Origin of the sequence: Mycobacterium sp. SMC-4, assembly GCF_025263265.1 — a bacterium.
Taxonomy (GTDB): Bacteria; Actinomycetota; Actinomycetes; order Mycobacteriales; family Mycobacteriaceae; genus Mycobacterium.
The window spans coordinates 4,381,512-4,403,359 of record NZ_CP079869.1 but is presented as its reverse complement, the minus strand read 5'-3'; the positions used below and the strand labels follow the sequence as shown (position 1 = coordinate 4,403,359).

Genomic DNA, 21,848 nt, shown 5'->3' with positions numbered 1-21,848 from the left:
GAGGTGCAGGGCTGCTGACGATCATCCGTCAGGGCGGTGTGGCTCCGGTTGCCGGGTCCGGAGCCATCCACGCCGACTCCGGACCCGGCCAGGCGCCGTGGTGGTGACATTGGTTGCCACCCTTGCGCTTGGCGGTGTACATGGCGACGTCGGCGGCGGCCACCAGATGGTCGACCACCGCCTCCATGGGGCGTCGCGACACGGAGTCCAGCGCGGTGTAGACCGTCCCGACACTTGCCGTGATCTGCGCGCTCAACGATGCGATGGCGTCGCAGATGTCCTGGTAGGTGGAGACGGTCCGGTGAGACGGCGCCACATCGGCGATCAGGAACTCCTCGCCGCCGGTGCGGGCGACCACTGCGGTCGGTGTCACATTGGCCCGCAACGCTTCTGCGACGGCGACCAGAGCGCGGTCACCGGCCAGGTGGCCGTGGGTGTCGTTGACGGACTTGAAATCGTCGAGGTCGGCCAACGCAACGATCAGGTAGTGATCCTCGTCGCCGCGCCGCGCGATCATGTTCAGCGTCTGCCTGCGGAAGGCGCGCCGGTTGAGCAAGCCGGTCAGCGGGTCGAGATCGGCGTACTTCAGATCGCCTTCCAGTGCGCGCAACAGCACCTGAATGGCCAGCGGCATCACGATGTTGATCTGCAGCACCAGAAAAAGATCCACCACGGCCAGCGCGGTGCGACCCTCGGCGGCGATCATCATCGCCTTGCTGGTGCCGACCAGTGCGGCCACCACGAAGTTGATCAGCACCAGGCGCGTGGAGTGGAAGAAAGCCAGGTAGGCCCCGTTGGTCGCAAACGCGATGCAACCCAGGAGCGCGGCCAGCGGATCGGGATAAGCCAGACAGATGGCCGCGATCGACGCCGAGGTCAACGCCGCGAACAACATGGACTGAGCGCGGGTGGGCCACCGCCAGACCCACAGTGCCGCTCCGGCCAGGCCGCCGCCGAAGGCGAACCACATCATGGCCAGCCGCGGAAAGTGCTGCGGCTGCTCCAGATCCAAGATCAAAACCAGCACGGCTGTCGACATCATCAGTGCGATGCCGGCCATCAACGCACGCACGGCCGGTGTCGTGTGCCGTGCGTCGAGGTAACTGCTGAACCACTCGTAGTGGTCGCCGCGTCGTGGGTGGCTGGGCATCTCGTCCTGTCTCAGGGCTGCAGTCCCACTGTCTAGCAAACCAGATCCGACCAGGGGGTGTATCCGCCGAATGTCTCCACGGCAGCGCTCGATTCCTTGCCCGACCTCGTCGGACAGCCGTAATCTCGTGAAATGGCGGGCCAGCCCATCGCGTGTGCCGAGGACCTGGCCTCGCTGGTGGTTTTTTCCGGTGTGCCCGTCGGGGCGCTGGCGGCCCTGGCCGAGCAGCTGCGGCCGCTGGCCGCGACAGCCGGTCAGGTGCTGATGCAGCAGGGCGAGCTTGCGGTGTCGTTCCTGCTGATCGAGTCCGGCCGCGCCGAGGTCACCCATATCGGCGACGACGGCCACGACACCGTCGTCGAACTCGTCCCCGGTTTGATCGTTGGGGAGATCGCGCTGTTGCGCGATGCGCCGCGCACCGCGACCGTGGTGGCCACCGAAGCGTTGACCGGCTGGGTCGGTGGGCGCGAGGCGTTTTCGACCATGCTGGAGGTACCCGGCATGGTCGATCGGCTGGTGCGCACCGCACGCCAGCGGCTGGCCGCGTTCATCACTCCCATCCCGGTGCGGGTGCGCGACGGCACCGAACTGTATCTGCGGCCGGTGCTTCCCGGGGATGTGGAGCGCACCGTCAACGGTCCGGTGGAGTTCTCCACCGAGACGATCTATCGGCGGTTCCAGTCGGTGCGCGCTCCGACGAAGTCATTGATGACCTACCTGTTCGAGGTCGATTACCTGGAGCACTTCGTGTTCGTGCTCACCGACGGCGTCGATGGGCCCGTCGTCGCCGACGCGCGGTTCGTCCGTGACGGCGACGACCCCGCCGTGGCCGAGATCGCGTTCATCGTCGGCGACGCCTACCAGGGCCGTGGCGTCGGCACCTTCATGATGTGGGCGCTGTCGGTCGCGGCCCGCGATGACGGCGTACGCCGCTTCACCGCCCGCGTGCTCGCCGACAACTCCTCGATGCGCGCGATCCTCGACCGCTTCGGCGCCGCGTGGCAGCGCGACGATCTCGGTGTGGTGGTCACCGAGATCGACGTGCCCAAGGCCGGCGATCTGCCGTTGCCCGCCGAGCTGGTCAAGAACATCCGCGCGATGGCGCGCCAGGCCATTCGTGCGGTCGGCTGACCAGCTCGCTCACAGGGTGATGCGGGTCTCGTCGTCGATCGCGGCGGTCCCGTCCATCAGCGGATAGGCCTGCTCCTCGGTGCCCTCGGCGTCGATCTGCAGCACGAACAACCCGTCCTGGCCGGGGATGACCACCGTCTTCTGGGCGATCATCCGCGGAACGCCCTCGCGGACGTAGAGACCGCCGATGGTCACCGCCTCGAAATCGCTGAGGGTCCCGCTCTGCCCGGTCTCGGGTCCCTCGAACTCGGGCAGGGTCCGCAAGAAATTGGGTGCGACCTCAAGAACCCTGGCCGGGTCGACGTTGCCGGTCAGCTTGAACATCCGAGTGACGATCGTTGCCGGGTCGGCTGCCGGGGGTTCTCCGGTGAAGGTCATCGCCTTGTAGGCGCCCTCGGGAGTGTCCGCGCCCATGTCGACCCAACCCTCGGGGGTGGGCAGTTCCACGGTCGGTGACCCCGGGTCCCCGGGCAGCACCGGACTGCGCACCAGGTTGTTCTCTGCGATGTAGTCGTCGAGGGTGGTGGCGGGGCCGGCCGCCTCGCCGGTGGTTTCGGGTGCCTCGGTGGGTGGCGCCGTGGTCTCGGTGGCCGTTGGTGACGTCTGGTCCGCCGGCTCGCCGTCGGACCCGCAGGCCGACAGGCCGATTGCGAGCGCAGCCGCGGCGATCGCGACAGCGCCGGCACGCATGGGGTTGGTCATGTGGTCTCCTGTTCGTCGGCCCGTGATGCGGCGACACGGTCTGTGCGCAACGAAGGCCGGATCGCAGCGCAGCATATCGGGCCGAGCGGAAGATATCCGACAGTTCGGCTGCGCCCTGCGTCCTGCCGCGTGGGTGGGCGAGTCGGTGGTATCAAGGCCTCGTGAGGTGGTTGGCGGCATGGGCGCTGGTGCCGCTGTGCGTGGCCTGCGGGCAGACATCGTCACCGCAACCCGACACCTCGGCGGCCGTGGCGGTGCAGCCGGTCAACCCGGCCAGGATCGACCGAGCCCGCGACCTGGTGCCCGACGGCTACGAGGTGGCGCGCTACTCCGGACCGGCATCGCCGATCTCGTTGTGGGGGCTGCGCGATGCGGCCAGCGCCGATCCGCCGCACTGCCTGGCCCTGGGCGCGCCGACGGTGGATCCGGCCACGGTGCGCGGCTGGTCGGCCTCGGGAGCGGGCGGCATCATCTACGCCGTCGCGGCGGCCACACCGGACCGGCCGGACGCCGGCCTGATCGGCGGCTGCCGGGACTGGCAGGTCACCGCGGCGCCCAGCAGCGCCACCGTCACCGAGATCCCCGCCCCCGCGGTGGACTCCGCAGTGGTCTACGGCATGAGCACGCAGGCCCGTACGGTCGTCGAGGGCGGGACCGAAACCGGCATGCATGCCGACACTTTCGTGGCCTACCTGGACGGTCACGTGTGTTTCGTCACCGTCGTCACCGACCCCGGCGCCGGCCATCCGGCGCTGACGCCGGACGACGCCGCTGATCTGCTGACCGAAACGGTGGCGGCGTTGCGCGGCTGAGGCGCCGTGCGCAGGTACATTGGCGCCGATGTCGAACCGGGGCAAGTTGGTGGCCACACTGATGGCGTGCGCGGGTGTCGTCGCGTGTCAGGCCGGGCAGGGCGACGACCTGTCCGGTGCCGACATCGCCAATATCGCTGATCTCCAGACCAGTTTCGGTCCGCCGTTCACCGTCAGCTCGGTGGGTCCGGCCGCAGTCGACCCTCGACTGTTGGCGCCGCAAACGCTGCCTGCGGGCCTGACCTTCGATCCCGGCGACTGCGCCGCCAGTGCCGTTGACCAAACCGTGCCGGAGGGAACCCGAGGCAACATGGCCGCGGTCACCGCCGAGGGGGAGGGGGTGCGTTACATCGTGATTGCGGTGGAGACCTCGGCGCCGGTGCCGGTGAACACCCCCGACGAGCAGTGCCACAAGGTCACGTTCAGCGGACAAGGAGTACGCGGGCTGGTCGAAGTGGTAGAGGCCCCCCACATCGAGCACACCGACACCGTCGGTACCCATCGCATCCTGCAGACGACGACGGCGCAGGGTCCGCGTACCGGCGAGCTCTACAACTATGTCGCCAAGTTCGGCAATTTCATTGTCATCGTCACCGCGAACCCGTTGGTGGTGGCCGACGCGCCGGTGGCCGAGATCGACACTGCCCGGGCCCGCGACCTGGTCGGTCAGGCGGTCGCTCTGGTGCGGGGATAGCTCAGCGCACGTCGTGCGGACGGAACTGGATGCTGATTCGGGCACCGGTGGGGCGGGTGGTCTTCGGGACTGCATGCTCCCAGGTGCGTTGGCACGAGCCGCCCATCACCAGCAGATCGCCGTGGTGATGACGTAGTCGCAGCGAGGCGCCGCCGCCTCGCGGACGCAGCGCGAAGACCCTGGTCGCACCCAGCCCGACGATTGCCACCATGGTGTCGTGGGTGCGGCTGCGCCCGATGTTGTCGCCGTGCCAGGCCACCGAGTCCTCACCGTCGCGGTACAGGTTGAGCCCCACGGTGACGAAAGGTTCACCGAGTTCGCCTGCGTAGGTGTCGTTGAGGCGCCGGCGCAGCTGTTTGAGGCGCGGATGCGGAGCCGGCTCGTCCACCAGATGGTGATGGCTGACCAGCCGCGGTACGTCGAGCTCGCGGTCGTACATCTGGCGTCGCTCGGCACGCCAGGGAATCGTCTCCAGCAGTTCGCCGAACAGGTCGTCGTCGCGGGCGCCATCCTGCGACAGCCAGCCCGAACGCACCTCCAGCCAGGCCCCGTTGCCGAGGTCGCGACGGTCGGCGTGGTCGAACAAAGAGCTCTGCACCGCCTGCTCCATGGGCTGCAGTTTATCGCACAATTGTTCGACTTTTACAGTCCGGTGGCCCCGGGTCCTTGGCTGGCCAACACATCGCCAGGGTTGACCAGGGTGCACGCCTTCAAGCTCAGGCAACCGCATCCGATGCAGCCGGTCAGATTGTCACGGAGCCGCTCCAGATGGGCGATGCGCTCGTCGAGTTCTTTGCGCCAACCGGCCGACAACCGGGCCCAGTCCTTACTGGTCGCCACGCGGTCGGAAGGAAGGGTGGCCAGCGCGTCGCGGATACGGGCCAGCGGGATCCCCAGTCGTTGCGACATCCGGATGAACGCCACACGTCGCAGCGTCTCGCGCGCGTAGCGACGTTGGTTGCCTCCGGTGCGGGTGCTCACGATCAGGCCTTGACGTTCATAGAAGTGCAGCGCCGACACCGCGACTCCGCTGCGCGCCGCCATCTCCCCGGGGGTCATCGCCGACGACCTGTCCATGACCTGAACAATAGTTGAGGCTCCTGTCGGCGCTACGGTGCTACGTGTGGCGGAGGCGGTGCTGGGATGCAATTCCGAGGTCGGTGCACTGCGGGTGGTGGTGCTGCACCGGCCCGGTCCGGAGCTGAAGCGGCTGACTCCGCGTAACAACGACTCGCTGCTGTTCGACGGCCTTCCGTGGGTGGATCGGGCGCAGCAGGAGCACGACGCGTTCGCCGACCTGTTGCGGTCGCGCGGCGTGGAGGTACTCCTGCTCGGTGATCTGCTGACCGAGGCGATCGCTCACAGCGGCGCGGCGCGGATGCACGGAATCTCGGCTGCGGTCAACGCCCGCCGCCTGGGATCGCCATTGGCTCAGGAACTCTCGACATACCTGCGGACGCTTCCCGCCGTGGACCTGGCGCGGGTGCTGATCGCCGGAATGACGTTCGACGAGCTGCCTTTCGGCGAGAATGAGCTCTCGCTGGTTCGCCGCATGCACCATGGCGCCGACTTCGTCATCGACCCGCTGCCCAACCTGCTGTTCGCGAGGGACTCCTCGTTCTGGATCGGCCCACGCGTGGCGATCACCTCCTTGGCGCTGCCTGCGCGGGTGCGTGAGACCTCACTGACGGACCTGATCTATGCCCATCATCCCCGTTTCCTCGGCGTGCGCCGCGCCTACGAGTCGCGATCGGCGCCGGTGGAGGGTGGAGATGTGCTGCTGCTGGCGCCCGGGGTGGTGGCTGTCGGCGTCGGGCAGCGAACCACACCGGCCGGGGCGGAAGCGCTGGCCCGCAGCCTCTTCGACGACGACCTGGCGCACACCGTGCTGGCGGTGCCGATCGAGCAGGGTCGCGCCCAGATGCACCTGGACACGGTGTGCACGATGGTCGACACCGACGCCGTGGTCATGTACCCGAATGTGGTCGACTCGTTGACAGCGTTCACGATCCGGCGGTCCGCCGGCGGGGTGACGATCGACCGCGCTGCGCCGTTCGTTGCCGCGGCGGCCGATGCGATGGGCATCGCCAAGCTACGCGTCATCGACACCGGGTTGGATCCGGTGACCGCAGAGCGTGAGCAGTGGGACGACGGCAACAACACGCTGGCGCTGGCTCCCGGCGTGGTGGTGGCCTACGAGCGCAACGCGGAAACCAATGCGCGCCTCGCGGACTCGGGTATCGAGGTGTTGTCGATCGCAGCCTCCGAGCTGGGGACCGGGCGAGGCGGCCCGCGGTGTATGTCCTGTCCGGCTGCCCGCGACCCGCTCTAGCGTGGGCTTCGGTTCCGCCAAAGTGCACTGACGGTAGCGACGCGGCAGATGTGACTACGGTGGGTGCACTTTGGCGAGACGCAACAGTCAGCGCCAGGACGGTAGCCAGATCTGCATGTTCCAGGTGTGCTGGGAGATCGGCAGCCCGGTCAGGATCGGGTACAGCCAGGCGAAGTTGGTGATGACCAGCGCGACATAACAGCACACCACCAACAGGCCCAGCGTGCGCCGCTCGGCGTTCTGCTTGGGTTTGTGCAGGATGTCGCCCAGGATCAACGCGATGATCATCACCAGGAACGGGGCCATGGTCGCGGCGTAGAAGAAGTACATCTGCCGATCGATGTCGACGAACCAGGGCAGAAAGCCTGCGCCATAGCCCACCAGCAGCGCCGCGTAGCGCCAGTCGCGCTTGACGAACGCTCGCCACAACGCCCAGGCCAGCACCGGCACCGCGAGAAACCACATCGCCGGGGTCCCGACCAGCATCACCGCTTTCACGCACGACTGCGCGCCGCACCCTGCAATGTTCTCGGTGTCGATCGCGTAGAGCACCGGCCGCAGCGACATCGGCCATGCCCACGGTTTGGACTCCCACGGGTGGTGGTTGCCGTCGGCGTTGGTCAGGCCGGAGTGGAATCTGTAGGCCGCATACGTGTAGTGCCACAGCGAGCGGACCGCGTCGGGTACCGGTAGCACGCTGTCGGGACCGATCGCCCGTCCCACCTGATGCCGGTTGATCGCCGTCTCCGACGCGAACCACGGTGTGTAGGACGCCAGGTAGACCCCGAACGGGATGAGCACCAGCGCGTAGAGCCCGGGGCCGACATCTCGGCCGAGGGTGCCCAGCCACGGCCGTGGCACCCGATACTGCTTGCGGGCGGCGACGTCGAACGCCACCGTCATCAAACCGAAGAACACCACGAAGTACAGGCCGGACCACTTCGTCGCGCAGGCCATCCCCAGCAACACCCCGGCGCCGAATCGCCACCACCGCACACCCAGCCGCGGACCCCACCGAGTCTCGGCGATCCGGCCGTCCAAGAACGCGTTGTGCATCCGCTGTCGAACCTGGTCACGGTCGACGATCAGGCAGCCGAACGCGGCGACGACGAACATCGTCAGAAAACCGTCCAGCAGCGCCGTGCGGGCGGTGACGAACGTGACGCCGTCGGCGATCACCAGCAGCCCGGCAATCCCTCCCACCAGCGTCGAGCGACTGATCCGCCGGGTGATCCGCACGACCAGCAGGACCAACACCACGCCGCAGACCGCTCCGGAGTACCGCCACCCCAGCGCGTTGTATCCGAATATCGCCTCGCCGATCGCGATCAGCTGCTTGCCCAGCGGCGGATGCACCACCAGCCCGTAGCCGGGGTTGTCCTCGACACCGCCGTTGTGCAGCATCTGCCAGGCCTGCGGTGCGTAGTGCTTCTCGTCGAAGATCGGGGTTCCGGCATCGGTGGGCGAACCCAGGTTCAGGAATCGGGTGATGGCGGCCAGCGCGACCAGCACCGCGGTCATCACCCAGCCGTTCAACCGGTCCAGTGGGCCGAAGTCGGCCACCGGCACCAGCGGTGCGGGGCTTGCCACCGCAACCGCGCGCGTGGCGTCGGTGGCGGGGGCGGTCACCTAAGCGATCGTAGGCTGTCTGACATGACCACCGGACGACTGCTCATCGGTGCCACGCCGCTGGGGCAGCCGTCGGACGCCTCGGTCCGGTTGGTGCGCGCGCTGGCCGGCGCGGACGTGATCGCCGCCGAGGACACCCGCCGGGTGCGGTCGCTGGCCGCTGCGCTGGAGGTCCGGATCGGCGGCCGGGTGGTCAGCCTGTTCGACAGCAACGAAGCCACCAAAGTCCCGGCGTTGGTCGACGACATCCGCAGCGGCGCGACGGTGCTGCTGGTCAGCGACGCCGGCATGCCGCTGATCAGCGACCCCGGCTACCGGCTGGTCTCGGCGTGCGTCCAGGCTGACCTACCGGTGCAGTGTCTGCCGGGCCCGTCGGCGGTGACGACGGCGCTGGCCGTCGCGGGGCTGCCCGCGGAGCGGTTCTGTTTCGAGGGTTTCGCGCCACGCAAGCAGTCCGCCCGCACCACCTGGCTGCAGGGGCTGACGCTGGAGCCGCGCACGTGTGTGTTCTTCGAGTCCCCGCGCCGGCTGGCCGACTGCCTGCGCGACGCCGTGGACGTCCTGGGTCCGCAGCGCCGCGCGGTGGTGTGCCGCGAGCTGACCAAGACTCATGAGCAGATCGTGCGCGGGACGTTGGGTGAGCTTGCCGACTGGGCTGCTGACGGGGTCCTCGGAGAGGTCACCGTCGTGTTGGACGGCGCGACACCGGTCGCCGACACCGATGAGCTGGTCGATCGGGTGAACCGGTTGGTCGACGACGGGATGCGCGTCAAGGACGCGTGTGCAGCGGTGGTGTCCTCGACGCCGGGGGCGCCGCCGCGCCGTGAGCTCTACGACGCGGTGCTGCGCGCACGCGCCTGACGTGCGTCGCCCAGGATCGGTGCGGCCTTGTCCAGACACTCCTGCCACTCGGCGGCCGGGTTGGAATCTGCGGTGATTCCGCCACCGACGCCGAGCACCGCGGTGCCGTCGTGGACGAACTCGACGGTTCGGATCGCCACGTTGAGCTCAGCGCCGGCCACCGGCGAGGAAAGCCCCACGGTGCCGCAGTAGACGCCGCGCCGACGAGGTTCCCATGTCGAAAGTAGTTGACGAGCACGGACTTTCGGTGTTCCTGTGACCGAAGCCGGGGGGAATGCGGCCGCCAGCAGCGCCGACATCGGCACGTCGTGGGGAACCTGGGCTGCCACCGTGGACACCAGATGCCACACGCCGGGAGCGGCGCGCACCGACAGCAGTTCGGGTACTGTCACCGATCCCGTGCGCGCGACCCGGCCCAGGTCGTTGCGGACCAGATCGACGATCATGATGTTCTCGGCGACGTCCTTGACCGATGCCCGCAGCATTACTGGATCAGCGGTGTGCGGCAACGTGCCCTTGATCGGACTGGAGGTGACCAATTCGCCACGGCGACGGAGGAACAACTCCGGCGACAGCGACGCCACCGCACCCCAGTTTCCGGCGAGGTAGGCGGCGCGGGCCGGCGCGGTGCGCGCCACCGCCTCGGCGAAGAACTCCCACGGCTCGCCGACCAGCGTGCCGGTGAACTGCGTGCACACGCAGGCCTGGTACACCTCTCCGGCGGCGATGGCCTCCAGGCAGGACGCGACGCCTCGTCGATGTGCCTCCTGGTCCGCGTCGCCCCAGCGGATGACCGCGTCAGTCGGCGGGGGTCGACGACTGAGGGCCTCGGTGACCCAGTCGGGAATGGCTGCACCGGAGAGGCTTTCGTACCACCAGATTCCGTCGTTGTCGCATCGCAGTACACAGTCCGACCATCCGCCGGCTGCTGGCGGAACCCGGGGACCGGCACCGTCGGCGCCGGCGTCCGGGTAGGCGAGGTAACCGAACCAGCCGCCGCCGACCGGCCCATCGGTCCCGGCGCCGGCGGGTACGTCGAACGCCTCGGCGACGGCGACCGGGGTCACCGACAGTGACGGTGCGATCACCGCGCGTGAGTGAAACCATTCGCCGAGAAGCGCCGCGGGCGGCGGCAGACCCAGTCGGGCGGTCGCAGCGGCCAGCGCGCGCAACACCGTGGGGGCCGCGCCCACAGCACCGAGCCGCTCGACATGCACCGGCTCAGCTTGTCAGATGCCGATGGTGAGCTACCGGCCGATGGGCCGCGGCACGGTGACGGTCGAGAGCTTCTCGGGATTGCGCATCGCGTAGAAGTTGGTGATCTTGCCGTCGATGACCTCGAAGGTGACCACGCCTTCCAGCTGATCGCCGAGGTAGAGCACCAACGCCGGCGCGCTGTTGTAGATCGCCGTCTGCACCCGGCCCTGGTCACCCGCGAGCCGCACGAATCCCATGATGAGCCGTGCGACGCGGTCGGCGCCCGCGACCGGCCGGCGCGCGGCGGAGACCTTGCCGTCGCTGTCGGCGGTCCACACCACGTCGGGTGCGAGCATCGCCATCAGACCGTCGAGGTCACCGGTGGCCGCGGCGGTGAAGAACCGGGTGGTGATCTCGGTGGACACTTTCGGATCCACCGGTTCGAACCGCTTGCGGCGGGCCTGGACGTGTTCACGGGCCCGATGGGCGAGCTGGCGCACCGCGGCGCTGGATTTGCCGATCGTCGACGCGATCTCGTCGTGGCCGAACCCGAACACCTCGCGCAGTACGAACACTGCCCGCTCGTCGGGGCTCAATGTCTGCAGGACCACCAGCATCGCCATCGAAACCGACTCGGCCAGCAGCACATCGGCCGATGCGTCATGGTCGGTCAGCAGCGGTTCCGGCAGCCACGGCCCGATATAGTCCTCGCGGCGGCGCGACTGCGCCCGCAGCGCGTTGAGCGCCTGGCGGGTGACGAGCTGCGCGAGGTAGGCCTTGGTGTCGGTGACCGTCGCGAGGTCCACCTCTGCCCAGCGCAGGTAACTGTCCTGCAGCACGTCGTCGGATTCTGTGGCACTGCCGAGGATTTCGTAGGCGATTGTGAACAGCAGCGGACGCAGGAGGGTGAACCTCTCGGCGTGCTCGTCCCGTTCGGTCGTCATCGGGAGGGCACTGCCGGGATCAGCTGCGCCGAACGGTCCGCTCCGCGGCGCAGTGTGTAGGACCCCGGACGCTCGGCTTCGGCGGTCAGCCACTTCAGCGTGAACCGGCACACCTGCTCCTTGATGAACGCACCGGTGCGACCACCCAGGTAGAGGGGGAGCGGCGTGTCGTCCTTGCGCTGGATCTGCAGGGTCCCGCCGCGGCGGCCCACGCTGATGCACTGAGCCGACATCAGCACCGAGACGTCGTCGGGCCGGGTTCCCGAGATCCTGGCCAGCACGGTTTCGGCGGCATGGGCTCCCATCGGGAGGCTGGCCTGGCAGCTCATCCGGTACGGCAGCCGCGACGGTGATGCGGCATCGCCGGCAGCGATGATGCGGGGATCGTCGACGCTGGTCAACGTCTCGTCGGTGATGATGCGGCCCAGCACGTCGGTGGTCAGTCCGCTGGCGGCCGCCAGCCCGGGGACTCCGAAGCCCGCGGTCCACACGGTCACCGCGCTGGGCAGGCTGCGCCCGTCGGCCAACCGCACCCGGTCGGCGGTCACAGCCGTCACGTTTGCTTCCGGGCCCTCCAGCATCGTCACGCCGAGCTTGCGCAGCTGCCTGGCCACCGAACGGCGGCCCGGTGCGCTCAGCGACGGGCCGACCGCGGTCGCGACGAGGGTGACGGCGCGACCCGCTCCGGCGAACTCAGAGGCCGCCTCGATGCCGGTCAGGCCACCGCCGACCACGACGATCGGCGCGGTGTCGGCGATGTCGTCGAGCCGTGCACGCAATCGTTGCGCCTGTTCCAATTCGCTGATCGGATAGACGAATTCGGCACCAGGAAGGGACGGCGACACCGCGCCGGTGCTGCCGACGGCATAGATCAGATAGTCGTAGGCGATCGGGCCGCCCGAGCCCAGCTGCACCCGGCGCGCGGCGGCGTCGATCGTGGTGGCGTTGTCGACCACCAGCTCGACATCACGATGCAGCAGCGTCGCGAAGTCGGCGACGGCGTCGTCGTTGCCTGCAGCCAATTGGTGCAAGCGGATGCGCTCGACGAACTGCGGCCGTGGGTTGATCAGGGTGACGCGGGCGTGCGGGGCCAGCCGATTGGCGGCCATCACGCCGGCGTATCCGCCACCGATGACGACGACGCTGGGGGTGGTGGTCATGACGATCTCCTTCGGTCATCCGGCTCGCTGCTGAGTCGGTCTGCCCTCGAGACACCGCGCACCCGCACAGTGTGACACCCGACGGCTGAATGTGGCGCAGGTCACTGCCGACTGATGGTCCGGCGTACCGCGAACGCGGCCAGCTTGTCCGGGTTCCGGACGGCGTAGAAGTTGGTGATCTGGCCCTCGGCGACCTCGATGAGGACAAGGCCTTCGAAGGTGGGTCCTCGATGAATGGCGATGGCAGGAGCGAAATTGCACGTGGTCAGCTCGATGCGGACGTCGGCCGTGTCGCGGATGAACTGGAAGAATCGCGTCAGAATCCTGGCCACCCGTTCGTCACCGACGATGGGGCGGCGGACGGCGGTCGCCTTGCCGCCGCTGTCGGCGACGAACGCGACGTCTGGCGCGAGCATCGCCATCAGCTCCGCCACCTCACCGGTGTGGGCCGCCTTGAGAAACTTATCGGTGACCTGTGCCGTCCACTTGGCATCTGCCGGGCCGAACCGTCGACGTCGGGACTGAACGTGTGCGCGGGCACGGTGCGCTATCTGGCGCACCGCACCCACGGATCTGCCGACCGCGTCTGCGATCTCTTCGTGGTCGAAGCCGAAGACCTCGCGCAGCACGAACACCGCGCGTTCGTCCGGCGTCAACGACTCCAACACCACCAGCATCGCGACCGAAACCGATTCGGCCAGTACGACATCGGTGGCCGCATCGCGTTCGTCGACCAGCAGCGGCTCGGGCAACCACGGGCCGACGTAGTGCTCGCGGCGGCGGGCCCCGGCCCGCAGTGCATTGAGCGCCTCCCGTGTCACGAGCTGCGCGAGATAAGACTTGGTGTCGCGCACCTTCTGAAGATCGACGTCAGCCCAGCGCAGGTAGCTGTCCTGCAACACGTCGTCAGATTCGACCGCCGATCCCAGGATTTCGTAGGCGATGGTGAACAGCAGCGGGCGGAAGTGGTTGAAGCGTTCGGCGTGCCGTTCCGGTGACGTCACAAGTGCCCACCCGTTTCGGTGACGGGTTCTTCTCGCAGGCGTCCATCGTCGGCGCTGGGTCGCGGGCCACCCGTGAACCAGCGAGCCGAACCGGGTTTGCGAGCTTGACGACGCAGCCCCCAGACCGTGCCTCGGCAGACGATCTCCTTGAAGGCCGCGGCCGCGCGGCCGCCGAGGTAGAGGTTGATCGGCGTGGTGTCGCTGCGGCCGAACTGAAAAATGCCACGACGGCGGCCCAGACTGGTGCACGAATTGCCGGCGAACCCGTACTCCAGGGCCGCCGGCTCGGTGCCGGCGATCCGGCTCAGGACGGTGTTGGCGGCCTGTGGCCCGAGCTGCGATGCCGTCGCGCAGCACATGCGCAGCGGCGCACTCGACGGCGCGGCGCAGTCACCGGCTGCGACGATCCGGTCGTCATCCACACTGGTGAGTGTCTCATCGGTCCGCAGGCGGCCGACGATGTCGACGCTCAAGCCGCTCGCGCTGGCCAGCCCCGGGGCGGCGAAACCCGCAGCCCACACCGTGACGGCGGTGGGCCGGACCGCTCCGTCGGCGAAAACCACCGCATCGGCACGCACCTCGGCGACGACGTCGTCGGCGAGGACTGCCACTCCCAGCCGGGCCAACACCCTGCCCACCGACCGACGACCGCGATCTGACAGGGTCGGCGCGAGTTGTCCGCCGCAGACCAACGTCACACGACGGCCCTGTTCGGCGAGCTCGGCAGCGACCTCGATTCCGGTCAACCCGCCGCCGACAACGGTGATCGGCGCCGCCGGGTGCAGATCAACCAGTCGCGCGTGGAGTCGCTGGGCCTCCTCGAGTTCGGCGACGGTATAGGCGAACTCACCCACACCCGGTACTGACGACGGTACGGCTGCCGTGCTTCCCACCGCGTAGATGAGGTAGTCGTAGTCCAGTGAGCGGCCCGAGGCCAGGCGCACCGAACGCGCCGCGGCCTCGATTCGTGTCGCGGTGTCAACGATCAGGTCAATACCGTCGCCCAGCACCGTGCTGTAGTCCAGCGCGGCGTCGTAACCGCCGGTGACCACTTGGTGCAGACGTATCCGCTCGACGAACGTGGGACGCGGATTGACCAGCGTGACGTCGGGACGTATCCCGCCGCCGCGCATGCGGAGCTGATTGGCTGCCAGCGTTCCGGAGTAACCGCCGCCGAGGACGACGACCGTGGGAGGTGTGGTGTTTTCGGTCATGTCCTCAAGACACCGGGGCGCACTCGGTCGTGACGAAGAGTGACCTAGATCACTAGACCACGCCGAGTGCCAGCATCGCGTCGGCGACCCGGGTGAACCCCGCGATGTTGGCGCCCGCGACGTAGTTGCCCGGTTGGCCGTACTCCTCGGCGGTGATCAGGCAGCGATTGTGGATGCGGCGCATGATCTGCTCGAGTCGCATCTCGGTGTCGGCGAACGTCCACGAGTCGCGTGAGGCGTTCTGCTGCATCTCCAGGGCGCTGGTTGCCACGCCGCCGGCGTTGGCCGCTTTGCCCGGCGCGAAGATCACCCCGGCGTCGGTGAATTGCTTGACCGCCTGCGGCGAGCACGGCATGTTCGCGCCCTCGGCGACGATCCGGCAGCCGTTCTTGATCAGCGCCGTGGCCTCGTCGCCGTTGATCTCGTTCTGGGTGGCACACGGAACGGCGATGTCGCACGGGACTTCCCACACGTTGCGGCCCTCGACCGAAGAGACGCCACCCCCTCGCTTTTCGGCGTATTCCGAGATTCGGCCGCGGCGCACTTCCTTGATGTCCTTGAGCAGCGATAGATCGATGCCCTTCTCGTCGACCACGTAGCCGCTGGAGTCCGAACAGGCCATCACGGTGCCGCCGAGCTCGTGGATCTTCTCGATCGCGTAGATTGCGACGTTTCCCGAGCCCGACACCACCACGTTCTTGCCCTCGAAGCTGTCGCCGGCGGCGTTGAGGATCTCGTTGATGAAGAACGCCGTGCCGTAGCCGGTGGCCTCGGTGCGTACCTGCGAACCGCCCCAGGTCATGCCTTTGCCGGTGAAGACGCCAGATTCGTAGCGATTGGTGATCCGCTTGTACTGGCCGAACAGGTAGCCGATCTCCCGTGTTCCGACGCCGATGTCACCGGCCGGCACGTCGGTGTACTCGCCGAGATGGCGGTACAACTCGGTCATGAACGACTGGCAGAACCGCATGACCTCGCCGGTGCTGCGGCCTTTCGGGTCGAAGTCGGACCCGCCCTTGCCGCCGCCGATCGGCATGCCGGTCAGTGAGTTCTTGAAGATCTGCTCGAAGCCGAGGAACTTCACGATGCCCAGATACACCGACGGGTGAAAACGTAACCCGCCCTTGAACGGTCCGAGTGCGGAGTTGAACTCCACCCGGAAGCCCCGGTTGATCTGTACCACCCCGTGGTCGTCGATCCAGGGCACCCGGAAGATGATCTGACGCTCCGGCTCGCACAGTCGTCGGATCACCGCGGAGTCGACGTAGTCCGGATGCTTCTGGACCACCGGGCCCAGGCTGTTGAGGACTTCGAAGACGGCCTGGTGAAACTCGGCCTCACCCGGATTGCGATGTGCCACTTCGTCGTAGATGTCTTGCAGTCTTCCGTGCAGGTCTGTCATCTCATGCCGTCTGGTATCGAGGGAACACGCCGGTGGGTGCAGGCAATGCGATGCCCGGGACGAGCCGGGTGGCCACCGCGGTGAACGCGCGCTGGTCCTGGGTCTGGCCCAGCAGGTCGAGCAGTGTGGACATCGAGGCCGGCATTACTGGCTGGCTGAGCAGCGCGGCGATCCGCACGACTTCCAGCGTCGTGTAGAGCACGGTGGCAAAGCGCTGCGGATCGCTCTTGCGCAGGACCCACGGCTCTTGGGCCGAGAAGTAGCGGTTGGCCGCACCCAGCACCGACCAGATCGCTTCCAGCCCAAGGTGCATGGCGGTGGCGTCGTAGTGGGCGCGGACTCGCTCGAGCAGCGCCTCAGCGTCGGCGAGCAGCGCCTCGTCCTCGGCGCTGAACTCGCCCGGTGTCGGCACCATGCCGTCAAGGTTCTTGGCGACCATGGACAGGGAACGCTGGGCCAGGTTGCCGAATTCGTTGGCCAGGTCGGCGTTGATCCGCGCGATGATGCCCTCTTCGCTGTAGCTGCCGTCCTGTCCGAACGGGATCTCGCGCAACAGGAAGAAGCGAACCGGATCCACGCCGAATTCGTCGACGAGTGCCAGCGGATCGATCACGTTGCCCACCGACTTGCTCATCTTCTCGCCCTTGACGTTGATGAACCCGTGGGCGAAAACCCGCTTGGGCAGCTCGATGCCGGCCGACATCAGGAACGCGGGCCAGTACACCGTGTGGAACCGGATGATGTCCTTGCCGATCATGTGCAGGTCGGCCGGCCAGAAGCGGGTGAACATCTCGGAGCCGGTGTCCGGGAAGCCGACGCCGGTCAGATAGTTGGTCAGTGCGTCGACCCACACGTACATGACGTGGTCGGGGTGTTCGGGCACCGGCACGCCCCAGTCGAACGTGGTCCGCGAGATCGACAGGTCGCGCAGTCCACTGGAGACGAAGCTGACGACCTCGTTGCGTCGCACAGTGGGTGCGATGAACTCCGGATGGGTGCGGTAATGCTCGAGCAGCTTGTCGCCATAGGCGGACAGCCGGAAGAAATAGGTCTGCTCTTCGGTCCAGGTCACCGGGGTGCCGGTCTCGATCGCGACGCGGACGCCGTCGCGCTCCTCGATCTCGTCCTCGGCGAAGAAGCGTTCGTCGCGCACCGAGTACCAGCCTGCGTAGGTCCCGAGATAGATGTCGCCGGCGTCGTTCATGCGCCGCCAGATTTCCTCGGAGGCCTGGAAGTGGTCGGCGTCGCTGGTGCGGATGAACCGGTCGAACGAGACGTCGAGGCGTTCCTGCATGTGTTGGAACACTTCGGAATTGGTGCGGGCCAGTTCGGCTGTCGGTACACCGAGCCTGGCTGCGGTTTCGGCCATCTTCAGACCGTGCACATCCGTTCCGGTCAGAAATCGCACGTCGAAGCCATCGAGACGCTTGAACCGGGCGATGGCGTCGGTGGCGACCTTCTCGTAGGCGTGACCGATGTGCGGCGCACCGTTGGGGTAGTCGATCGCCGTGGTGATGTAGTAGGGCTCGCTCATGTCCACCTCACCCTAGAGTGTGGCCTGTGAGCTCCACGAAACAGCGGCGTGAGCCGCCGCCGCCACCGGAACCCCTCACACCGTTGATCGACGCTCATACCCACCTCGACGCATGCGGTGCCGCCGACGCCGACGATGTGCACGCGATGCTGGATCGTGCCGCGAGCGCCGGGGTGCGCGCCGTGGTGACGATCGCCGACGACATGGAGTCGGCGCGCTGGGTCACCACGGCCGCCGAGTGGGATGAGCGGGTGTACGCCGCGGTGGCGCTGCACCCGACGCGTGCTGATGCGCTGACCGAGCAGGCGCGCGGCGAGATCGAGACGCTCGCCGCGCACCCCCGGGTGGTGGCGATCGGTGAGACCGGCATGGACCTGTACTGGCCGGGGCGGCTGGACGGCTGCGCGCAGCCCGCGCAGCAGCGGGAGGCGTTCGCCTGGCACATCGACCTGGCCAAGCGCACCGGCAAGCCGCTGATGATCCACAACCGGGACGCCGATGCCGAGATTCTGGACGTGTTGCATGCCGAGGGCCCACCGCAGACTGTGATCTTTCACTGCTTTTCCTCCGGCCCTCAGATGGCCCGCGCGTGCGTCGAGGCCGGCTGGATCCTGAGCCTGTCCGGCACGGTGAGCTTCCGGAATGCCCGTGAGCTGCGCGAAGCCGCGCCGTTGATTCCGCCGCGGCAACTGCTGGTCGAGACTGACGCACCGTTTCTGACGCCGCACCCGTATCGCGGCGCGAAGAACGAGCCCTACTGCCTGCCCTACACTGTGCGAGCGCTCGCCGAGCTGCTGGATCGACCGGCGCAGGCGATCGCCGAGGAGAGCTCGGCAACCGCCGAGCGGGTTTTCGGTCTGGCGAGTTGCCGGACGTAGACCTTTTCGTTACGGTCCTGTGACCGAAAATGACTGGCCGCCGCAGCCGTGCGCGCGGGTCGGGGATAGACGACATCTTGAACGCATTGAACACGTTGCACCAGACGCGCTCGCCGTTGCTACGACTGGTGGTTGCGGCGCTTTTACTCGCTTTGGCCTTTGCCGGTGGTGTCGCCGTTGCCTCTCACAAAACCGTAACGCTGACCGTTGACGGGGCGTCGATGACGGTGCCGACAATGAAATCCCGGGTGATCGACGTGGTCACCGAGAACGGTTTCCAGGTCGGTGAGCGCGACGACCTCTTCCCGGCCGCCGACACCCCGCTGAACCAGTCCGACACCATCGTGCTGCAGCGCAGCCGTCCGCTGGAGATCTCCACCGACGGCGGCGGCACCGAGCAGGTGTGGACTACGGCGTCGACGGTTGACGAGGCGCTGGCGCAGTTGCAGATGACCGACAAGGCCCCGCTGGCGGCTTCCCGCGGCAGCCGCGTACCGCTGGCCGGCATGGCGCTTCCCGTGGTCAGCGCCAAAAAAGTGCAGCTCGACGACGCCGGGGCAGTCCGTGAGGTCCGGCTCGCCGCACCGAACGTCGCGGCCTTGCTGGAAGCTGCGGGGGCCCCACTCCAGCAAAGTGACACCGTCATCCCGGCACCTGCCTCGCCGGTCGTCGAGGGGATGCAGATCAGGGTCACCCGGGTCCGGATCGCGAAGGTCACCGAGCGCCTCCCGCTCGAGCCCAACCACCAGCGCATCGAGGACGAGACGCTGAACATGAGCCGCCAGATCGTGGAGGATCCCGGTGCTGCCGGTGTCCAGGACGTCACATTCTCCGTGGCCACGGTCAACGGCGTCGAGACCGGAAAGTTGCCAGTAGCCAATGTCATCGTCGCTCCGGCGCGCGATGGTGTGCTGAGGGTCGGCGCCAAGCCGGGCACCGAGGTGCCTCCGGTGTCCAACGGCGCCACCTGGGACGCGCTCGCCCGCTGCGAAGCAGGAGGTAACTGGTCGATCAATACTGGCAACGGATATTTTGGTGGCGTCCAATTTGATCAAAACACCTGGGAGCGCAACGGTGGTCTGAGGTATGCTCAGCGGGCGGATCTGGCAACGCGAGAAGAGCAGATCGCGATAGCTGAAGTAACCAAGGCGCGCCAAGGCTGGGGGGCGTGGCCGACATGTAGCGGGAGGATCGGTGCATCGTGACCATACGACTGCTCGGGCGAACTGAAATCCGACACCTGGCTAAGTCGATTGACTTCAGGCCCAGGAAGTCTTTCGGCCAGAACTTTGTCCACGACGCCAACACCGTGCGCCGAATCGTGTCCGCCTCTGGCGTCAACCGCAACGATCACGTGCTGGAAGTCGGTCCGGGCCTGGGCTCGCTGACGCTGGCGCTGCTCGACCGCGGCGCCAAGGTCACCGCGGTGGAGATCGATCCGATCCTGGCGCGGCAGCTGCCCATCACGATCGGTGACCACTCGCACAGCGAGATCAACCGGCTGACGGTGCTCAATCGCGACATCCTGACGTTCGAGCGTTCGGAGATGACCGAAGAGCCGACCGCACTGGTTGCCAACCTCCCCTACAACGTCGCCGTTCCGGCGCTGCTGCACCTACTGGCCGAGTTCCCGTCCATCCGCACCGTGATGGTGATGGTGCAGGCCGAAGTCGCCGAGCGGCTCGCCGCCGAGCCCGGCGGCAAGGACTACGGGGTGCCCAGCGCCAAGGTCCGGTTCCACGGCAACGTGCGCCGCTACGGCATGGTCTCGCCGACGGTGTTCTGGCCGATCCCGCGCGTCTACTCCGGTCTGGTGCGTATCGACCGCTTCGAGACATCGCCCTGGCCGACCGACGCCGAATTCCGCGACCAGGTTTTCAGCCTCATCGACCTCGGCTTCGCGCAGCGACGCAAGACCGCCCGTAACGCATTCGCCGACTGGGCCGGATCGGGCAACGAGTCCGCCAGCCGCCTGTTGGCCGCCAGCATCGATCCTGCCCGTCGCCCGGAGACGTTGGCCATCAACGACTTCGTGCGGCTGCTGCAGCGCTCCGAGGACTGGCACATCGTGCCCAAGCCGGAGGCTGCCGAGGTTCCGGCTGTGCCGGCCGCCGTCGACGGCGAGGACGCTCAGGTCTCCACGCTCTGACGGCGACCGATCTGGTGCACCGTGGAGGTAAGCCTGCGGCCTGCGCGCGCGCACGGGTGGGTTCGAGGACGTTAGTGTCGTCCGATGACCGTGGGTGAGGGCAGTACCGCCACCGACTGGGTGACCACCGGGTCGGTGACGGTGTGTGTTCCCGGCAAGGTCAACCTCTATCTCGAGGTCGGTGATCGCCGCGACGACGGCTATCACGAGTTGGCCACCGTCTTCCACGCGGTCTCGCTGTTCGACGAAGTCACCGTCACCACCGCCGACCTGCTGTCACTGGAGGTGACGGGGGAGGGTGCTCAGACGCTGCCCACCGACGAGAGCAATCTTGCCTGGCAGGCCGCCGTCCTGATGGCCGAGCACGTCGGGCGCGCCCCGGACGTCGCCATCGCGATCGACAAGGCGATCCCGGTCGCCGGCGGGATGGCCGGCGGCAGTGCCGATGCCGCTGCGGTTCTGGTGGCGATGAACGAGTTGTGGGAGCTCGGCGTGCCGCGCCGGGACCTGCACACGCTGGCCGCGCGACTGGGCAGCGACGTGCCTTTCGCTCTGCACGGCGGGACCGCTCTGGGCACCGGTCGCGGCGAGGAACTGACCACCGTGCTGGCCCGCGACACCTTCCACTGGGTGCTGGCCTTCGCGTCGGGCGGGCTGTCGACGGCCAGGGTCTTCGGTGAGATCGATCGGTTGCGTGCCGAACAGGAGCGCCAGCTTCCGGCCCGGCTGGAATCACCCGAACCGGTGCTTTCCGCGCTGGCCTCCGGTGACCCCGCGCAGCTGGCCGCGCTACTGGGCAACGACCTGCAACCGGCAGCGCTGAATCTGCAACCGGCACTGCGGCGTACGTTGCGCGCCGGCATCGAGGCCGGCGCCTTGGCGGGCGTGGTGTCAGGGTCCGGGCCCACGTGCGCATTTCTGTGTTCCTCGGGTGACGCGGCCGTGCGGGTCGGTGCCGAATTGGCCGGCGCCGGGGTGTGCAGAACCGTGCGGGTGGCCAGTGGGCCGGTCCCCGGTGCGCGCGTCATTCCCGGAACGTCGCCGTCGGCATGACC

General features: G+C 67.8%; 21 protein-coding genes. 9 read left to right on the top strand and 12 right to left on the bottom strand.

Annotated elements, in window-relative coordinates; all coding sequences use genetic code 11:
- Positions 1-28: 28 nt before the first annotated feature.
- Positions 29-1,150, bottom strand: coding sequence for a diguanylate cyclase (locus tag KXD98_RS20905; RefSeq protein ID WP_260760191.1), 1,122 nt, complete (start codon positions 1,148-1,150; stop codon positions 29-31).
- A gap of 132 nt (positions 1,151-1,282) precedes the next feature.
- On the opposite strand from KXD98_RS20905, the gene KXD98_RS20900 reads away from it, so the two are divergent.
- Positions 1,283-2,281, top strand: coding sequence for a GNAT family N-acetyltransferase (locus KXD98_RS20900; protein ID WP_260760190.1), 999 nt, complete (start codon positions 1,283-1,285; stop codon positions 2,279-2,281).
- 9 nt (positions 2,282-2,290) lie between these two features.
- On the opposite strand, the gene KXD98_RS20895 is transcribed toward KXD98_RS20900, so the two are convergent.
- Complete coding sequence (locus KXD98_RS20895) at positions 2,291-2,983, bottom strand: LpqN/LpqT family lipoprotein (protein WP_260760189.1); 693 nt, start codon at positions 2,981-2,983, stop codon at positions 2,291-2,293.
- A gap of 161 nt (positions 2,984-3,144) precedes the next feature.
- Here KXD98_RS20895 and KXD98_RS20890 point away from each other — a divergent pair, with 161 nt between their 5' ends.
- Together KXD98_RS20890 and KXD98_RS20885 are read left to right on the top strand one after the other, a co-directional pair.
- Positions 3,145-3,795: a DUF5642 family protein gene (locus KXD98_RS20890; protein WP_260760188.1), complete on the top strand. Its 651-nt coding sequence runs from the start codon at positions 3,145-3,147 to the stop codon at positions 3,793-3,795.
- Between the two features lie 28 nt (positions 3,796-3,823).
- Entirely contained in the window at positions 3,824-4,489 is a 666-nt protein-coding gene (locus tag KXD98_RS20885; protein ID WP_260760187.1) for a DUF5642 family protein, read from the top strand.
- A 1-nt stretch (position 4,490) separates the two neighbouring features.
- Here the strand turns inward: KXD98_RS20885 and KXD98_RS20880 are convergent, their stop codons facing one another.
- Complete coding sequence (locus tag KXD98_RS20880) at positions 4,491-5,099, bottom strand: alpha-ketoglutarate-dependent dioxygenase AlkB (RefSeq protein ID WP_260760186.1); 609 nt, start codon at positions 5,097-5,099, stop codon at positions 4,491-4,493.
- A 32-nt stretch (positions 5,100-5,131) separates the two neighbouring features.
- Entirely contained in the window at positions 5,132-5,566 is a 435-nt protein-coding gene (soxR, locus tag KXD98_RS20875) for a redox-sensitive transcriptional activator SoxR (RefSeq protein WP_260760185.1), read from the bottom strand.
- A gap of 46 nt (positions 5,567-5,612) precedes the next feature.
- On the opposite strand from soxR, the gene arcA reads away from it, so the two are divergent.
- The gene (gene arcA, locus KXD98_RS20870) at positions 5,613-6,821 is read left to right on the top strand and encodes an arginine deiminase (RefSeq protein ID WP_260760184.1); all 1,209 of its coding nucleotides are present in this window, start codon (positions 5,613-5,615) and stop codon (positions 6,819-6,821) included.
- An 87-nt stretch (positions 6,822-6,908) separates the two neighbouring features.
- Here arcA and KXD98_RS20865 read toward each other — a convergent pair whose 3' ends face one another.
- A complete protein-coding gene (locus KXD98_RS20865) occupies positions 6,909-8,450 on the bottom strand; it encodes a dolichyl-phosphate-mannose--protein mannosyltransferase (protein WP_260760183.1) in 1,542 nt (513 codons plus the stop codon).
- A 24-nt stretch (positions 8,451-8,474) separates the two neighbouring features.
- Here KXD98_RS20865 and rsmI point away from each other — a divergent pair, with 24 nt between their 5' ends.
- The gene (rsmI, locus tag KXD98_RS20860) at positions 8,475-9,311 is read left to right on the top strand and encodes a 16S rRNA (cytidine(1402)-2'-O)-methyltransferase (RefSeq protein WP_260760182.1); all 837 of its coding nucleotides are present in this window, start codon (positions 8,475-8,477) and stop codon (positions 9,309-9,311) included.
- Here the strand turns inward: rsmI and KXD98_RS20855 are convergent.
- The 7 genes from KXD98_RS20855 to metG all read right to left on the bottom strand — a co-directional run bounded on the left by KXD98_RS20855 (position 9,281) and on the right by metG (position 17,766).
- Positions 9,281-10,528, bottom strand: a complete 1,248-nt coding sequence (locus KXD98_RS20855) for an aminodeoxychorismate synthase component I (protein WP_260760181.1) — start codon at positions 10,526-10,528, stop codon at positions 9,281-9,283. The genes rsmI and KXD98_RS20855 overlap by 31 nt on opposite strands.
- A 30-nt stretch (positions 10,529-10,558) precedes the next feature.
- Positions 10,559-11,452 carry an RNA polymerase sigma-70 factor gene (locus KXD98_RS20850; protein WP_260760180.1) on the bottom strand — a complete coding sequence of 298 codons (894 nt, stop codon included), beginning with the start codon at positions 11,450-11,452 and terminating at the stop codon, positions 10,559-10,561.
- Positions 11,449-12,612 carry an NAD(P)/FAD-dependent oxidoreductase gene (locus KXD98_RS20845; RefSeq protein ID WP_260760179.1) on the bottom strand — a complete coding sequence of 388 codons (1,164 nt, stop codon included), beginning with the start codon at positions 12,610-12,612 and terminating at the stop codon, positions 11,449-11,451. Before KXD98_RS20845 ends, KXD98_RS20850 begins: the two co-directional genes overlap by 4 nt.
- 101 nt (positions 12,613-12,713) lie before the next feature.
- The gene (gene sigJ / locus KXD98_RS20840) at positions 12,714-13,616 is read right to left on the bottom strand and encodes an RNA polymerase sigma factor SigJ (RefSeq protein ID WP_260760178.1); all 903 of its coding nucleotides are present in this window, start codon (positions 13,614-13,616) and stop codon (positions 12,714-12,716) included.
- Positions 13,613-14,830 carry an NAD(P)/FAD-dependent oxidoreductase gene (locus KXD98_RS20835; protein ID WP_260760176.1) on the bottom strand — a complete coding sequence of 406 codons (1,218 nt, stop codon included), beginning with the start codon at positions 14,828-14,830 and terminating at the stop codon, positions 13,613-13,615. Before KXD98_RS20835 ends, sigJ begins: the two co-directional genes overlap by 4 nt.
- Positions 14,831-14,882: 52 nt before the next feature.
- Positions 14,883-16,232 (bottom strand): NADP-specific glutamate dehydrogenase, encoded by a 1,350-nt coding sequence (gene gdhA / locus KXD98_RS20830; RefSeq protein ID WP_260760174.1) that lies wholly within the window; start codon positions 16,230-16,232, stop codon positions 14,883-14,885.
- Position 16,233: 1 nt separating this feature from the next.
- Positions 16,234-17,766 carry a methionine--tRNA ligase gene (gene metG, locus KXD98_RS20825; protein ID WP_260760173.1) on the bottom strand — a complete coding sequence of 511 codons (1,533 nt, stop codon included), beginning with the start codon at positions 17,764-17,766 and terminating at the stop codon, positions 16,234-16,236.
- Between the two features lie 26 nt (positions 17,767-17,792).
- Between metG and KXD98_RS20820 the strand changes: the two genes are divergently transcribed.
- The 4 genes from KXD98_RS20820 to KXD98_RS20805 all read left to right on the top strand — a co-directional run bounded on the left by KXD98_RS20820 (position 17,793) and on the right by KXD98_RS20805 (position 21,846).
- Positions 17,793-18,644, top strand: coding sequence for a TatD family hydrolase (locus KXD98_RS20820; protein WP_260760172.1), 852 nt, complete (start codon positions 17,793-17,795; stop codon positions 18,642-18,644).
- Positions 18,645-18,721: 77 nt separating this feature from the next.
- Positions 18,722-19,849 (top strand): resuscitation-promoting factor, encoded by a 1,128-nt coding sequence (locus KXD98_RS20815; RefSeq protein WP_260760171.1) that lies wholly within the window; start codon positions 18,722-18,724, stop codon positions 19,847-19,849.
- Positions 19,846-20,793 (top strand): 16S rRNA (adenine(1518)-N(6)/adenine(1519)-N(6))-dimethyltransferase RsmA, encoded by a 948-nt coding sequence (rsmA, locus tag KXD98_RS20810; RefSeq protein ID WP_260760170.1) that lies wholly within the window; start codon positions 19,846-19,848, stop codon positions 20,791-20,793. Before KXD98_RS20815 ends, rsmA begins: the two co-directional genes overlap by 4 nt.
- A gap of 84 nt (positions 20,794-20,877) precedes the next feature.
- Positions 20,878-21,846: a 4-(cytidine 5'-diphospho)-2-C-methyl-D-erythritol kinase gene (locus KXD98_RS20805; protein WP_260760169.1), complete on the top strand. Its 969-nt coding sequence runs from the start codon at positions 20,878-20,880 to the stop codon at positions 21,844-21,846.
- Positions 21,847-21,848 lie beyond the last annotated feature (2 nt).